This is a genomic window from Xanthomonas sp. WHRI 10207, assembly GCF_040202975.1.
Classification (GTDB): Bacteria; Pseudomonadota; Gammaproteobacteria; order Xanthomonadales; family Xanthomonadaceae; genus Xanthomonas.
The window spans coordinates 41,105-56,627 of sequence record NZ_JBEGDX010000007.1; the positions used below are offsets into that span (position 1 = coordinate 41,105).

Here is a 15,523-nt window from a genome sequence, read left to right on the forward strand (position 1 = left end):
AGCTCATCGCCACTACACGACCGCGTCTGATTGGGTCCCGTGCCATGCCAGCAGCCGTAAGCACCAGGCATTACTCACCTTCAACTCGGCGTCCGCGACCAACATTGCGATGCGCACCCATAAGGCGCATCCGATGACACACGCCGTACCAGCACCCATGCGACCCAGCACTGCGCTGGTGGTGATCATCGTGGCGCAGTTGCTGGGCACCTCGTTGTGGTTTTCGGCCAATAGCGCGGCCGACGACGTGATGCGGCAGTGGGGCGTGGGTGCGGCGGCCATCGGGTTGCTGACCATGGCCACGCAGGTCGGTTTTATCCTCGGTACGTTGAGCTTTGCGCTAAGCGGGTTGGCCGACCGGTTTGCGGCCAGCCGCATCTTTGCCAGCTGCGCGGTAGGCGGGGCTGCGTGCAATCTGGGCTTTGCGGTGTTTGCCAGCGATGTCACCACGGGGATGGTGTGGCGCTTTGCGGTGGGGTTGTGCCTGTCTGGCATCTACCCGATCGGGATGAAGCTGGTGGTGCAGTGGGCACCGCAGCATGCGGGCAAGGCACTGGCGTGGTTGGTCGGCATGCTCACGCTGGGCACCGCGTTGCCGCAGGGCATCAAGGCGGTGGGCGGCGCGTTGCCGTGGCAGACACCGATGGTGGTGGCGTCGGTGCTGGCGGTGATTGCGGCAGGGATGATCCTGCGCCTGGGGCAAGCTGCGTCTGCCCCGCGACGGGCGGGCGGCAAGCTGGCATTCGGTGCGGTGTTGCAGGCGTTTTCGCTGAAAGACTTTCGCGCGGCCACGTTTGGCTACTTCGGCCACATGTGGGAGTTGTATGCGATGTGGACGCTGACGCCGCTGCTGATCACCCGCGCCGGGTTGGCACAGGCGCTTGGGCTGAGCACGGCAACGCTGGCGTTTGCGGTGATTGCCGCAGGGGCGTTGGGCTGCGTGTTGGGCGGGCAGTTGAGTGCGCGCATCGGCAGCGCGCGCGTGGCAGCGGTGGCGTTGCTGATGTCGGCACTGTGTTGCCTGGCGTTTCCGTGGGTGGGTGCGCAGTCGGGCTATGCGGCACTGACGTTGATGCTGGTGTGGGGCGCCAGCGTGGTGGCGGACTCGCCGCAGTTTTCTGCATTGGCTGCACGCGCGTGCCCGCCTGCCATCGTGGGCAGCGCGTTGTCGATGCAGAACGCGATTGGCTTTGCGATCACGGTAGTGGCGATCGGCGTGACCACGCGGTATGTGGACGCGCTGGGGCTGCACATCGCGTGGGTATTACTGCCGGGCCCGTTGCTTGGGTTGGTGGCGCTGATGCCGTTGTGGCGCAAGCGGCCAGCAACTTCAGCGTGATGTGATGCCAGAAGCGAGCGCCGCGCGGTGTGGCGCAACGCCCTACACGGCAAGGGCATCGCAGTCGGCAGAAGTGGCGCTAGATGTCGCGCACACGGTTGAGGTAGCCGATATTTCGTAGCGGCATGCTTGCGTCGTCGTGGCGAAAGGCGCCAGAGACAGGCCCTGAGTACCAAGCGGACTGAACCACCCACGCCGGCAACGCGTGGGCTAGGATCGGCGCGGACAGGGGGAACACCATGGACAGGATCACCATCGGGCGCCGTGGCGCGCTGGCGCTGACAGCGCTGTGCATGCTCGCGTGCGCACAAGGCGCGCCGGCACAGAGCATGCGCTCAGCCACGGGCAAGACGAACAGCAAGTACATCCCGCCAACGCGGCAACCGTACAACTCCATGGCGCGCGACACCACGCCGTTCAATTGCGAGCAGCATCGCGCGCACCCGCATCCGGGCATGGTGCGTCACTGCCAGGGCATCGAGAACATGATGCTGCGTAACGAGGCGCGCAACCAAGGGCGCCCCGCTCCGTCGGATTCCATCATTGCGCTACCGGGCCTTGGCACGGCAGAGGCCAAACAGCTGGGTTACGCATGCGTAGGCGGGCAAGCCATGAAGCGGCTGCGCAATGGATGGGAGCAGGTGTCGGCTGCTGCGGGTGGGTGGCAGCGGTGTCAGGGTGGATAGGTGAACCTATTCTCCGCCAGCTCTGAACAAGGCCAACATCCGCCAAGAAACGGTGGCGCTGATCAGAAATGAAATCCCCACCGCTAGCACCGGCGCTAAGCGCAGTGGCGTACGGTTAAACCCTGACCACGGGAATGCCCGCTTGATCAGCAAGAACGGATATCCCAGCAAAACCGCGAAGAAAGTGGGATCCCAGCTGAATCTGTCGCCACGTGGCACCCCATTGACGACTACGTCAAGGCCAAAATAAAGCATGTAAGCAGCAAAGCCCATGAGTATCACAGCATGGACTTTGAGCACGGTTCCAAGCTTTTCCCGGCGAATGAAGGCCAGCACCGAGAATGCCAACGCAACGATCACGGCAGGCACAGACACATAGGCAAACGCAATCTCCTGCGCCATCTCCGGCACCTTGCCGGTACTCACCAACAGCAGGGCGCCCCCATGTGCGAGCAGTACAAGGGCGCACAGTGCAGAGTTTCCGCAGAGCATCGCAAAGGAACTGATGCTGTCCAGCCTATCCAACAGCGAGTTAAGAATTTTCACGACTACTCTCGGTATCAGTGCACCCTTGTGCCATATCCAACAGCTCGTCAGGACGTGGCGGGCGGAAAGAAACTGACTGTGATCCTACCTCAAGGTAAGCAGGGTGGATAAGTGAACCTCGCCGCGTTGTTTGTAGTTAAAGCGCTAGAGTCAGCGCAGCGGCGCGAGCGCGAAGTGTGGGCGAAGACAGCCACGCAGTAAATTGCTCATTTCTTTCACTGTGGCGCGCATAGACGTTGGAGTGAGCGATGTGATTTCGGAGAACGTATGTGTTGACAGCGAGAGTTAGCATCACTAACGTCGCTGTACCTGCCCCGGAGCGAGTCAGCCAAGAGAGCCAATCTCCCACCTTTTTTGTGACGAAGATGTTGGTCATAAATAGGAGCAGATGTGTGCGGCGCACAAACATTCTGCGGGACGTTGTGAAGCGGTTGCCTGGGCGACAGCGTCTCTGTTTGGCAACTCAAGCGCATCGCGAGATCAACTTCATGCTGATCACACCTTGTCGGCATTTTCCAAGTTCCATACTCCACGTCGATAACTCGATAAATCATGTCGTCCAAAGGCAGCTATTTCATGAGTAGGAACTAGATACGCGAGATAGCTGATGGCACTGCCAAGTTGCTAAAGTATGATCACTAGCCCGTATGGACGAATTGCTGATGAGGCCTACCAAAGTTGCGCTAGTCTCATTCTTCGTCCTCTGCATATGCTCGCTATGTGCATGCGCGCATACGACTACCAATCCAACCTCGCGACTTCCAGAAGAGCCACGCGCAATGACGACGCCTGAGATCTCAATGGTCAATCCCACGCTTAGCGCTTTTGAGATCGCTGAAAAGTTTTTGAAGTTGCTAGAAGGTTTGCAATCCAGAAAAGATCTGACCGTTGAGCGGATACTCGAAGTCACCGGGGTGTCTCTAAGAAAAGTTTCCTTCCCTTCCGAAAATCTTGAGTCATATATATATGGCCAGGCGCTTGGCAGTGGCTGGAGCTACTCATTAGAGCTCATCCCCGAGTCTCCCTCTCTGAAGCAGGGAATAAGCCTATCCTTCATTAACGAAGGTGATGACTATTCCAGCCTAGAAAGCAATTGCGTTGATTTCGAGAATTACAAGAATTCTCTGATAACCGCCGGATTCATCGATTCGCCTATATACGGTGAAATAGGTCAATTGCAAAGTTGGCGGCTTTCCAAGTTTGCGAAGGATGGGAGTGGGAACGATATTATTATCTCGATGGTTCCACAGAACCAGATACCTGGTTCGCCTGGTAGGCTCTGCGTCAAATCAGTTGGTACATTGAATTAATCAAGGATGGATGCTGATGGCAACTCCGAATCCACAACTTGAAGCGGCGTTAGCCCAGTTTGCTGGTTCTGGTGTAAGCCAGTATCAAGTTGCCCAGTTGCGTGGTGCGCTTGCAAAAGATATGACAGGCAATCGGCGGTCAACCATCAATGCCTCACCGTTTTTAGCCAACGAGCTTAAAAATTCTGCGGCTCAGATCGATCAATCGTACCCGTATAGCCAGGGGAGAGCACAGTTTGAGGACTTTGGCTTCCTAAGGCTTGGTGTAGCGGCTGAAGGTACTTACGGCGGCAGCAACAGGCTCATGAGTTTGCAACTGCGAGGACTTCATGCCGGCTTGGTAGCTAATCCTTACCCAGCCTTCTATGCTCAACAATTCATCTCTTAGGATCCGCTGATGCGCTTCTCCCGAGTCGCCCTGCTCTTCCTGACCGCACTCCTTGTGCCTGCATTGGGCGCTTGCACTCATACAGCCCCCCAACCCTTGAAGCCGCTTGCGAAGGAGCACGCTGACATGACCTTGCCTGAGGCCGTCACGGCCGACAAAATTACGCTAAGCGTTGAGGAGATCGGCAATCGGTTCTTGAAGCTGATCGAGGGGCTGGACTCTCGTGATGACCTAAGTCCTGAACGCATTCGGGAAGTCATGGGAATCACGCTTAAGAAGCCAGACCCAGGAAAACTGGCGGTGGGATACTGGAGCGTCGAGCTGGCAGATGGGTGGCGATATGCCTTTACTTACGTGCCTGAATCCCCTTCTTTGTTAAAAGGGGTCGATCTGACATTTCAAAACAGTGCAGATGATATGGCAAACATGTCTGCGATTTGCGGGCTGGATTTCAATCATTACGACAAAGCGCTCCGAGCAATGGGTTTTGATGCGTCGCCCACGTACGGTCCGATTGGTCAGTTAGAAGATTGGCGCTATACAAAGCTATCTAAAAATGGTGCCGGGGGGAATATCGTCATATCAGTAATTCCTCAAAATTTGAATGGCCGCGAACCCACGCAACTTTGTGTCAAGTCGGTTGGCACATTGAACGGGCGCTAGGTCACTCAGGAGAATAATACATGGCGAAGCCAAGCCCACAGCTAGAAGCCGCGCTCTCACAGTTCTCTGCTGGGCAAGGCGTCAGTGGGGACCAAGTAACACAGCTCCGCAATGCGCTAGCTTCCGATTCCAAGTTGCTAGCTCAGTTTGAACAGCAAGCGCAGGCCGGGCAGCTTCGTGGTTTTGCTGTGCAAGCTGCGAATAACCCGCAGCCGAATTTGGCAGGAACCTACGATAAGCAGAGTGGGGTCATTACGCTACCTGCGGCAAGCTTGCAGCCATCTGGTACCACGGCAACAGCCGATTTGAAAAGCGTCTTGCAGGTTCAACAGATGTCGGTGTCATTCGCACACAGTACCTATCAGGACTCAGCCAGGAACTATCATCCTGTCACTCAGGATATGCTCGACAATCTTCAGTCGAGTATCAACAAATCGCCCTATCTTGCTGACGAAATCAAGAAAGCGGCTACGACTATCGATACATCCGATAAGAGTAAGCCGCAAAGAGCTCAACTTGAAGGCTTTGGGTTCGTTGGGCCTGACGTAGCTGCGGGAGGGACGTATGACGGAAACCAAAAGGTCATGAACCTACCAACGATTGGGCTGCAATCGGCATCGCCCTCTACTCCGGGCGGGCGCTTCAACCCACAAGATCTCACATTCGTCTTGGGCCATGAAATACAACACAGCTCTAATCACAAGGCTAAGAATCAAGCGACAGCACAATTCTTAGCTGATGTTGATCGTCAAGCCAAGGTCGCCGGCCCGGTACACGACTATACCGATGAGCTGGCGGCGTACATTCAGGCGGGGCGGGAGGACGAGGCAAAGGCAGAGATTGCGGGTTGGAATGCTTTGCTGAGCCGCGAGAAACAGCTTAATCCCGCTGCAAACGGCTTGGACTTGATGATGGCCGCCCGAACCACGAGGCAGATGGACTTCATATCAAGGGATCCTGCGAATCCAGCAGGAGCGATAGCGAAGCCGAACCTCGCCTTCAACCAAGACGGCAGCCTTTCACAGACGTCGGGAAACATCGCGGCGATGGGGCAGCATTATTTTGATCGGCCTTCACCGCTTTACGCACAGCCAGGTCAACGCCCGGTGGGTATTGGCGAGCACCGCAATCAAGCCGGGCAACTGCAGCCCACTGCGGACTACCCCAACTACTACGGCACTTGGGCCGTGGAGCAAATCCTGCAGGCCGAAGATAAGGCGAACGTGCTGTATCAAGGTGCCCGCCCGAAGGTGACCATCGATATGGCGGCGTTGGGCTTGAAGGAACACCTTATCGAAAACGAAGGCCTGGACCGAGGCGCAAACAAGACGCCGTTTCCGTATCACGACAGCAGCACCGCGCCGCCCACCTTGCACCATTTCGATCACACCCAAGATGGCAGCGTGCGTCCGTCGCAGGACCACACCTATGTGCCCGTGGTACCCAGCATACCTGCGGCAGCCGGCCCGCGTGGCCCAGACGATCCCGCACACCCCGACCACACCATGCTGGAGCAGATCCGCAATGGCGTCCGCAAGATCGATGAAAGGGTGGGCAAGCCCTACGATGAGATGAGCGAGCGCGTTAGCCGCAGTCTGTTGGCCGTTTGCAAGGACAACCGCGATGCCTATCCGGGTACCGGCGACCGGTCGCTGGCAGACAATGCGCTGAGTCGCGTGGACCATGTAGTGATGGGCAAGACGGGCAACGTGTTTGCGGTGGAGGGGCGGCTGGATGACCCTGCGCACAAGCGCGTGCATGTGGACATCGATCAGGCGATCCGTACGCCGGTCGAACAGTCTGACCAGAAGCTGCTGGCCGCCAATCAGACCATCGCCCAGGAACGAGCACTTGCCCAACAGCAGGAGCTGGCGCGAGGGATGAGTGAGCCGAGCCAAGGCGTGCACACGCGGTAGCGCTTCAGGTCACCACGGCCTGTCGAATGTTTGAGCTCATAAGCATCTCTGGCAACCCTAGAGCAGGCGCGAGTAAGCACCGATAAGCAGTGACCATGGCGGGTGAGGAGACCTCGCCAGACAGCACGCTTGACCCTGCCAACCGGCCCCCGCACACTCCGACGCGGAGCCTAGAAACTCTACACAGACAGCGGCACCCACCTCCGAGAATTTGGTGGGTTTTTTGTGCTCGGCCATCTGGCTTGGCATGGCTCGGCGTTCTTGCGCCGGGAGGGCGGCGAATACAACACCCGCAAGGGGAATAAGCCCGCCGGCTGTCTGCGGTTTCTAGCCTCCCGGCATCCCGCTGCGTTGTGCAGCGGGAGCTGCCTCACGGCAAGGGGAGCGGCATGCACAACGAACCCGGCTACTGGATGTCCGAAGGCACGCAATACCACCTGCTGCGCGTGCGCGATCAACTGCGCCTGCTCTCCATTCTGGCCACACCGCGCTCGCGCGACGAAGGCACGTTGGGTACACCGGCGATTCCACTGCAGCAATGGGCGCACTGCCTGCAACACCTGGCCGAGCAAGTGGACGATGTGCTTGGGGAATTGAGCAACGCCCCCTAAAGCTGCGCTTGTCTCGGTCAGCGTGTCGGCTCAGCAGCCGATAGGCTGGCCGGTTTGGACGTGGGCGAGTACCTTGGCTTGTATCAGCGCGCCGCGCCGGCATACAAGACAACTATGACTAGCTTTCGCTCATTCATGCTGCTGCTTTGCTTGGCACTTACCTCGGTGCTTTCGATCGCGTGCACTCGGCCGTCTGAGAAAGCGAGCGATCTGCCTGCTGCTCCATCGCCCACACCCGCAGCACGTTCTGCGCCAACCACCGTAACGAAGAATGCCGCTCTCGACATCCAGCAGATTGAAGCCGGGCTTTTGAGATTTGCAGCGTCGCTTGAACAACCCGGCGACATGAGCCACAAGCGGGTGGAGGAAATGCTTGGCATCAAATTCGACCCGCCGAAGGATCTTGCGGTGTCACGGCGTGTGCTGAGGAGCCTTCCTCTGGCGAACGGCTATACGTTGTATGTGTCGCACAGCCCGGAGAAAAAGGGGTTTTCCTTTATCAACCTCCTGATCGGCTTACCAGACAAGCAAGACCCTACGCGGATCCTGGCTGCCACATGCGTTTGGGATGCTGCTGATTTTTCTGCAAAGCTTGGGGCCATGGGTTACAAGCGCGGTGGGCAGCGCCCATTCCAGGGCGGCACTCTTCGGCAACATTGGCGCGCCATCCACAATGGTGCGCAAGGCTTCTCGGTTGCCTTGCTGATTTACGAGACTACGGCTAACGGCGCAAGCCGCGAGTGTGTGTATGGCGTACAAATTGATGGAGGTGATGCGTGACACCTGTTGACCTACGGATTGAGCCATTGCTCTTGCAGATGAGGAAAGACCCCAGCCTTCCCAAGGAGGCTGAGGCTTCCATTCGGCAAGCCATCTCCGAATCGCCGTATCTATCTAATCTGTTGGGAAATGCGATCGAGAACGGGCAGATTGGTGCCATCGCCGTCTCCCATGGCCAACAGAATGCGGGCCACTTTCAAGACGGCAAGGATGGCAAGGCAGGCACGCTCAACATCAGTGGATCGCTTTTTCAGGATTGGCAAGGCCGTGCACGGACCGACCACCTCACAGAAGTATTGGGCCACGAGACGATGCATGGCGTGCTGGCGGAACATCGGGCCAACGCGCTGACTGAGTTCGGCAGGACCATGGGCGACAAGATGCAAGACGCCCACGCGCAGCGAGAGAGTCAGGTAGACCTCACAGAGCCGACGCGTGTTTATCTGGACAAGACGCGGCAAGACGAGGCCTTGGCAGAAATCTCGGCGCTAAGAGCACTCAACAGTCGCATCAAGCACGAAAACCCCCGCATCTCCGCACAGGATGCCGAGGGCATGCTGCTGGACCGCTCTGTCACTCGCTGCGTAGATAAGCACGTGACACCCCCAGCGTTTGCCGAAGGTCTTACCTACGAGGCGCTGACGACACATGACCAAGCGCGCGGGAAGCCGCTGACCCGTGCCGTAGAGCAGTGCTTCTACGACAGTAAAGGTACGCTCGGGCCGCATGGAGATTCCGATTACCGCAACTACTACGGTGTCAGTGCGATCAGCCACATCGCGAAGAACTACGACCATCTGGCTCACGATCGGCAGCCTCCGGAAGTTCGCGTCGACCTGAAGTCGCTCGGCCTGGACCCAAGGCAGTTGGAACGCAACGGGCTGGATCTAGGGTCGGCATCGACCTTCACCCTTGTCGATCTGGGCAAGGACGGCTATGGCATGGTCCAGCTCAAGGAAACCGGTGCACGCAGCAACAGCACGCCAAACCTTGCGACGCCAGCTGCGCCTGACCCCTCACTGACACCTGCCGACGCAGGTCATCCAGACCACGCGATGCATCAACAGATTCGCAGCAAGGTTGGGCAGCTGGACGCCGCCAATGGCCGCACCTTCGATGCAACCAGTGAACGGATGACGGCCAGCTTGCTGACTTTGGCCAAGGACAATGGCTTCACCCGAGTGGACCATGTATTACTTAGCGAGAAGACCAAGGACTCGCCTGCCGCCCAGAATTTGTTCGTCGTACAAGGCGAGCCGCAGGACCCGGCCAAACTTCGAGCGAACATGCCGACGGCTGAAGCAGCCCAGCGACCTGTGCAAGAGAGCTTTGCCCAATTGGAGACGGTAAACCAGCGCTTGACGCAGGAGCGTGTGCAGGAACAGTCGTTGGAGCAGCAGCGTTCACAAGAACCACAACAGCGTGGTCTAGCTCCGAATTTATAGCGAGAAAATATCCGGTTTAAATTTTTACATACCCCCGCGTACAGTTCTGACAAAAATACAGTTCAATTTACTTGGCGGCTACTGAGATCGGATGATTTAACAACACCAGGAGTCACAGATCGTCTTCATACCTTACTGGAGTCACGGCACCTAACATGATTAGGGCCGATGTCGGCAATATCACTTAAATCCCCGCAACCAGCTATACTCCAATCTCGGCCGTCCTCGCACGGTAATGGACATAGAGCTTGAGCATTCGAAACTCTCCCTGGAATAAGTATCGAGCTTACCGTGACCAAGCGGATAGCTTAGGTCAGATTTTTACTCCGCCGTGTTTAGCGGATCGCTTAATTGCTAACATGGGGGGAACTTTGGGCAACAAACCTCAGGTTCTAGACTTAGGCGCGGGTAGAGGTGCTTTGACCGCAGCAGCTTTCCGAGCTCGACCTTTGGCGCGAGCTCAAATGGTAGAAATAGATCCAGAGCGTATTCGGGAGCTGCACTTAATGGAGCTAAAGCACGTAGAAGTGCTTGAGGCAGACGCTTTAGCAATACCGGGCAAAAATCTGCGTGATCCTTCGGTTGTTCTCTCTAACCCTCCCTTCGGCCACAGTAGGCTATACAAGGAGATAACCGAAGATCTCAATAGTTTCGGACTGAAAGCTCCTTCAACGGGAGGGTGGACAAGGACAGATGCAGCGTTCGTTGCTAAGGCTTGGTCTCTAACAAAGATAGGCACCACTGTAGGTTTCATCACTGCAAGTCCCATAATGACCGACCCTGCATTTCGCTCCTTTCGCGCGTACCTGCTGTCTAGGCTTCGCGGTGCGATAGCTACACGCTTACCAAATGCGGCATTTCCTGGTGTCGAGGTTAGTGCGTTCGCATTGACTGGACAGAGAGCAGTATGTAGACAACGGGGAGTGGTTCTGCAGAGCGTAGATATGAAGGGCGATGTTTACAACGAAATCGAAGTTAGCCTTGAAGATGCAATCGTCAGCTTAGATATTAACTATCATCTAGCCCTGCGGAGTCTTCAATTAGACACAAGCCTACTTACCAGCACTTTAGGCTCGATTGGCTGTGTCTTGCGTCGCGGCAGCCGCTCACAGGCTCAGTATAGAGATTTGGGATTCAGTGCTTTTCATACATCTAGTTTCGAATCTCCTCGAACCAGCATCACATTAAAGGGCGCACGCTCTGGTTACAATATAGCGTGTACGGGAGATATTCTTTTACCGAGAGTTGGAACACGCTGCCTAGACCGACACGCTCGAGTTATCAGGGGAGCGGGGCTTTTCACGGATTGTGTTTACAGATTGGCAGCACCGGATAAGCACAGATCCCTTGTATGGGACACACTTTCGAGTAACTTCGGCGTGGAGTGGCGGCTGGCAAATGCCCTGGGCAGCTGTGCCAAGTATCTGACTATTGACGCTTTACTTAACATGCCAGTTAATATTAAGAGATGAAGCCTGACACGTTAACTAGATGCCATGAGCCGACTCCGCTGCTTCGGCCGCTCACTCGCTGCGGGTGATCGTAGAATAAAGAGGTCGCCCGATCACCTTGGCGTGTTTCGAGTAAGAATAATGCTGCGCCAATTGCGTGCGGTTTGGTACCCAAGGGAGATACGTAGAAAATTGAATGCTCGCTAGCAGAAGAGGAGTATAGCCGCCAAAGCATTCTATATGCGTCCCGAATGCTGCTCGCTTCAGCGTAATAGATGCCGCCGGCAGTAACACCAAGATCTTCTAAAGCAGGCAGATGCGCGTCTATTGTAGCTAGCTCCCAACCCGGGATGAAGGCTGGCACGCCCGCGATAATTGCGAAAGAAGTTGGGCCATTCTTTTCATAGTTTCTCTGTTCGAACGCGTTGAGAACGCGACCAGCTTCAAAACCGACAAAAAAGACATGATTGTTTCGGCTTCTTTCGTCGTACTGATGCATAAAACCGTGCACGCCACAGAATTTCTGATTGAGTGACAGCTTATATTCTTCCTGATCACTAGCCTCCTCGCGAGAACGAGAGGCCGTGTATTCAGCAGGCTCGACATAGAGAATCTTAACACTGTCCAATCCTGCGGTGTGTAGCACCCTGAGTAAGACGAGAAGCTCAGCAAGACCAAGCGTCGTCGCCTCCAGGAGAACGTGATTTGCATTTGAGTCACGAATTATTTTTGCTATCTCCGGCGGATGCTTAATCACTCCATCAATCTTGTAAGTTGAATTATAGACGTCGACCTCGAACTTATGAACAGTAGTGCATGAGCCTGCTACCGCCTTGCAAGCAGCAATACCTCTGTCATCGACAGGTTTCCCAACGAAAGCAATTTCATAGGACTTGAGAGATGGGCACTCAGCCTCGACCTTGGAGTGAAAGAGCAATTTCCCTTCGTCAGCCACACTAAGCTCCTTCGAACAGATCGCCCATTTGTTGCGTTCCACGTGCACCCAGCTCTTTTACTAGCTGAGCCCGCGCCTCTTGCGTGCCTTCAAACATTATCTGCAATTGCTCAAAACTGATAGTAATACTTCTTTTTTTTCTAAAAGAAATTTGAAAATGTGGTGAAAATATAGGATTTAATACGTAATCAACGCCGTATACGCCCTCGTCTTTCATTTTTGTCTGAGGAACGAGGTACAGCGCTGACCATTTTTCTGCTTCAGTCAGATAGATTCTGAGAGAGTCCGTAAGATTTCCTCGAGCAACAGTAAAATGATTAATCTCTGGCTCACTCTGCCGTTTCTGCCTATGTCGTGCACGAAAAACTGATCCGAGCGTTTCAACGAGCGTGTAAAGTTGGGGGCCATATGTTCCTCTCCCATTGATCTTTTTCAGCACTGTCTCGCTAGCTTCTCGCATCGCTGCAGCTTGGATCTCAGCATCAACTACAGGTAGCGTCGACTCTTCCACTGGATATTCTTCGTGATACTTCAGGAAGATTCGATGAACCAACTCAAGTAGATGGCGAATGTTGTGCTTAGCTATTAGAACTACAGCATCGAAGCCAGAGAAAAGAATCGAATTTCTGCGCCCTATATAGATTTGATTCACGCATCCAAAGAGATTGTTGCCAATTAGATCGCTACCAGACGAGAATCGCCCATTCCCTCCTTTCCGTAGATGCAAGAGTTCCTCTAGGATTTTATGAGGATCTTCCCGGTCTCGTAATAAAAGCGCTGGCATAATGACGGATGCCTCAGGATGCAAATCATCCAAAAAGGAGTCCACGTCAAGACTGCTACCACGGGTGTTCAGTGCTTCCACCACTCGTTCGCGCAATATAGCTCGTAGTTGCGGAGTAGACATAATCCGGACCGCTGCTTCACTTTCATTTACGCGGGGTAGCATCCGTTCAGCCGCTAGAATTACGCTTCGACCATAATCATCGGCTTCTGGGCCATAACGCAGAACGAGCTTGTCGGGCTCCCTTAGCACTTCTGGGGAAATAGGAAGCAATGCCGCTAAATCCTGACGGTGCTCTGCAAGTCGAAAAAGTAATAGCTCCGCGGCGAATTTATCGAACCCCTTTTCTAGCTTTTTTTCAATATCAATCTCATTGTAGTCGCTGATAGCCTCAATTGACTCGTTGCCCAAGGTTTCGCGGGTCATCCATGCATTACGCTTCATCGCTATGTTAAAAAGCAATGGAGCTTTTCCGTGCTTCAGCAGGCCGTTGATCAACTTCTGTTGTTCAACCCTCATGTTCTCGTACTCATCGACGAAAACAGCAAAAGTCGAGGATGAAAGGTAAGGCAATTGATCACGCAATGTTTTCACGAGCTCCAAGAGGAACACGGTACCTGGAAGCATCAATGGGCGCTGTACGCTATCAAGGTTGTTTATCCACATGGCTAATCTACGTTGCCGTTGAACCAGCGACTTGAGCAATTCTTGGGGCTTGACCCCTAGTTCTGGATCAAAATCAAGAAGTGCGCTTAGATCAACATTATCAATTCTTCCGAAGATGCTGTTACGCAATGCACTTGTATTCAGAAGAAGAATGGCTCGAATAATCTCAGCACCTAATTCACATGAGAGAAGATGCTCAAATGCGGATCGCCAAGTTGCATCATCTAGCCCAGCACCAGCAAAGGAATTAAGAAAATTAGTATCTGCCCGCCAGTAGAGTCCTATATGCTGCAGATCATTCTCTCCCAGCAATGGCCGGCGCACAGAGAACTGACTCGGATAGCAAAGGTACTTTAGAAGAGTGGTCTTCCCACACCCACGCCCGCCAACTATAACGAAAGCTTTTGTTTGCTGCTTTATTGTAAGGCTATTATAGAACGGCGGAACAATGAACGAGGCCCAATTATCATCGGCATGCTCTTCACTACGATTTTTGGAGAAAGCCTCAGGGATTGGTTGCATTATATCATCGCTCTAGAAGGGGGACCCAAGCACCACGTGCTCCATACCAAAGCAGTGGCAGAGAATTATTGGGTGTTCCGTGTTCGAAGCCGATAGTTAGCGCTAGACCGCCTGAGCCCAGAGCTCCGACCGATGGAATTAAGTTTCTGGCGGCGGCAAAATCTAGATACCAGGCCTCTGCATCCTTCGCTGATATGGTATTCGAGGCAAGACGCTTCCAAACTTGTTCTGAGAAAAATCCATGATTGCCGCTTAGCTTCTCAGCCGTTATGACTTTAACGTAATTTGCTTCATCCCTTACTGCTTTAATTCCGGCTTCATGTGCCACCGCTGGAGCATAAATAAGCTTGACGCCAGCTCTTTCCTGAAACTTCCAACGCTTAAGGAATTTAATAAACTGTGTGCCAGAACCTAGGATGTCATCAATGAAGATGATTGTTTTTGCTTCCACTGGTACTACCCACGGCCAGTAAAAATGCGTAGCTGCTAATCCCAGCGCCTTCTGGACACGCCTAAGAACTAAAGGACCAGATTTCGTTGGCGGGTCACTATCCCTTATCACCGGCACAAGGCATATACCGCAATCTCGCCGCTCTCTCAATATCAACGCGAGATGTCCATCGTGTTCTTCAGGGAAACATGCCCTGTTTAGCTCACCATAGAAGATCGAAGCAATCGACGAGTCAAACTGCGAATCAGTTCGGAAAATAAGTTGCTTGAGAACAGCGCTTGCAAAAAAACGTTCCTCCGGCGTAACGAATTGCGCTAGCCATCCCTCGAGCCGGACGGAAGGTATCGGCAAAAGATTCAACGCGCATAGTTGCTTGGTTCGATCATGCGTTGACTGAGCAGTCTGCAAAGCGTTTTCCGGAACTATCAAGGCCCCTCCTTAGTCACATTCGCTATTTTGCTATCGTTGCAGTTAAGTGCCAGCTTTAGTGAGAAAAACTCGCGCACGATGCTGGTGCACACATGCTGCTGCTTCAGTTGTTTGCCTTGCACATGCGTGCGGTGGCCTTCTCTACATAAGATGAGGTCGATACCGCCGTCGGGGCCGCTCAGGTCGGTTTCTTGCACGGCGCAGCCTTGGCGGCGGAAGGCTTCGCCCACCAGAAGTTCGAACTGGCGCCAACCGTTAGCGGCCAAGCTCTTTAGCGTGGTGTGGGTTTCCAGCAGTCTGCGGCGCTGGTAGTTGCCGATAAACGAAGCGGGCGCGGCAAGCAAGTACATGCCTAGCACCGTCCATGCGATGGCCGCGAACACTGCACTGATGCCTTGATTAAGCCTTGTGTGAGTGGGCCGTTTTGGTGCGACAGGAGCCATGGCATGCTGTTACGGATGGCGAAAAAAGCGCCAGCGCCCACAGCGAGACCAAGCGGCGATGGTAATGACCGCGTGGCTGTCAATCCGGTACTTCCCCATCTGGGTCTCATGCATGAAGCCCCCGTTCCAGTCTGCACA

At 54.6% G+C, this 15,523-nt stretch carries 15 protein-coding genes; 10 read left to right on the forward strand and 5 right to left on the reverse strand.

The window, feature by feature from the left end:
* Positions 1-157: 157 nt before the first annotated feature.
* Complete coding sequence (locus ABQU90_RS19305; protein WP_323520881.1) at positions 158-1,339, forward strand: MFS transporter; 1,182 nt, start codon at positions 158-160, stop codon at positions 1,337-1,339.
* A 239-nt stretch (positions 1,340-1,578) separates the two neighbouring features.
* A complete protein-coding gene (locus ABQU90_RS19310) occupies positions 1,579-2,025 on the forward strand; it encodes a hypothetical protein (protein ID WP_323520880.1) in 447 nt (148 codons plus the stop codon).
* Positions 2,026-2,031: 6 nt separating this feature from the next.
* Here ABQU90_RS19310 and ABQU90_RS19315 read toward each other — a convergent pair whose 3' ends face one another.
* Positions 2,032-2,571 carry a hypothetical protein gene (locus tag ABQU90_RS19315; RefSeq protein ID WP_323520879.1) on the reverse strand — a complete coding sequence of 180 codons (540 nt, stop codon included), beginning with the start codon at positions 2,569-2,571 and terminating at the stop codon, positions 2,032-2,034.
* Between the two features lie 779 nt (positions 2,572-3,350).
* Between ABQU90_RS19315 and ABQU90_RS19320 the strand changes: the two genes are divergently transcribed.
* The 8 genes from ABQU90_RS19320 to ABQU90_RS22840 all read left to right on the forward strand — a co-directional run bounded on the left by ABQU90_RS19320 (position 3,351) and on the right by ABQU90_RS22840 (position 11,156).
* Positions 3,351-3,881 (forward strand): hypothetical protein, encoded by a 531-nt coding sequence (locus ABQU90_RS19320; protein ID WP_323520878.1) that lies wholly within the window; start codon positions 3,351-3,353, stop codon positions 3,879-3,881.
* 16 nt (positions 3,882-3,897) lie between these two features.
* Positions 3,898-4,269: a hypothetical protein gene (locus ABQU90_RS19325; protein ID WP_323520877.1), complete on the forward strand. Its 372-nt coding sequence runs from the start codon at positions 3,898-3,900 to the stop codon at positions 4,267-4,269.
* Positions 4,270-4,278: 9 nt separating this feature from the next.
* Complete coding sequence (locus ABQU90_RS19330) at positions 4,279-4,932, forward strand: hypothetical protein (protein WP_323520876.1); 654 nt, start codon at positions 4,279-4,281, stop codon at positions 4,930-4,932.
* Between the two features lie 20 nt (positions 4,933-4,952).
* The gene (locus tag ABQU90_RS19335) at positions 4,953-6,848 is read left to right on the forward strand and encodes an XVIPCD domain-containing protein (RefSeq protein WP_323520875.1); all 1,896 of its coding nucleotides are present in this window, start codon (positions 4,953-4,955) and stop codon (positions 6,846-6,848) included.
* A gap of 389 nt (positions 6,849-7,237) precedes the next feature.
* Positions 7,238-7,459 carry an XAC0095 family protein gene (locus ABQU90_RS19340; RefSeq protein ID WP_323520874.1) on the forward strand — a complete coding sequence of 74 codons (222 nt, stop codon included), beginning with the start codon at positions 7,238-7,240 and terminating at the stop codon, positions 7,457-7,459.
* A 60-nt stretch (positions 7,460-7,519) separates the two neighbouring features.
* Positions 7,520-8,239 (forward strand): hypothetical protein, encoded by a 720-nt coding sequence (locus ABQU90_RS19345; protein ID WP_323520873.1) that lies wholly within the window; start codon positions 7,520-7,522, stop codon positions 8,237-8,239.
* Entirely contained in the window at positions 8,236-9,684 is a 1,449-nt protein-coding gene (locus tag ABQU90_RS19350; protein ID WP_323520872.1) for an XVIPCD domain-containing protein, read from the forward strand. The genes ABQU90_RS19345 and ABQU90_RS19350 overlap by 4 nt, the downstream gene beginning before the upstream one ends.
* 359 nt (positions 9,685-10,043) lie before the next feature.
* Complete coding sequence (locus ABQU90_RS22840) at positions 10,044-11,156, forward strand: methyltransferase (RefSeq protein WP_407078747.1); 1,113 nt, start codon at positions 10,044-10,046, stop codon at positions 11,154-11,156.
* On the opposite strand, the gene ABQU90_RS19355 is transcribed toward ABQU90_RS22840, so the two are convergent.
* The 4 genes from ABQU90_RS19355 to ABQU90_RS19370 are packed head-to-tail and all read right to left on the reverse strand — an operon-like array spanning position 11,146 to position 15,292.
* Positions 11,146-12,132: a hypothetical protein gene (locus tag ABQU90_RS19355; RefSeq protein WP_349780854.1), complete on the reverse strand. Its 987-nt coding sequence runs from the start codon at positions 12,130-12,132 to the stop codon at positions 11,146-11,148. The two genes, ABQU90_RS22840 and ABQU90_RS19355, sit on opposite strands and share 11 nt — an antisense overlap.
* A complete protein-coding gene (locus tag ABQU90_RS19360; RefSeq protein ID WP_323520870.1) occupies positions 12,092-14,062 on the reverse strand; it encodes an ORC-CDC6 family AAA ATPase in 1,971 nt (656 codons plus the stop codon). The genes ABQU90_RS19355 and ABQU90_RS19360 overlap by 41 nt, the downstream gene beginning before the upstream one ends.
* 4 nt (positions 14,063-14,066) lie before the next feature.
* Positions 14,067-14,942 carry a phosphoribosyltransferase-like protein gene (locus ABQU90_RS19365; RefSeq protein WP_323520869.1) on the reverse strand — a complete coding sequence of 292 codons (876 nt, stop codon included), beginning with the start codon at positions 14,940-14,942 and terminating at the stop codon, positions 14,067-14,069.
* The gene (locus ABQU90_RS19370) at positions 14,939-15,292 is read right to left on the reverse strand and encodes a restriction endonuclease (RefSeq protein WP_323520868.1); all 354 of its coding nucleotides are present in this window, start codon (positions 15,290-15,292) and stop codon (positions 14,939-14,941) included. Before ABQU90_RS19370 ends, ABQU90_RS19365 begins: the two co-directional genes overlap by 4 nt.
* Positions 15,293-15,523: the final 231 nt, after the last annotated feature.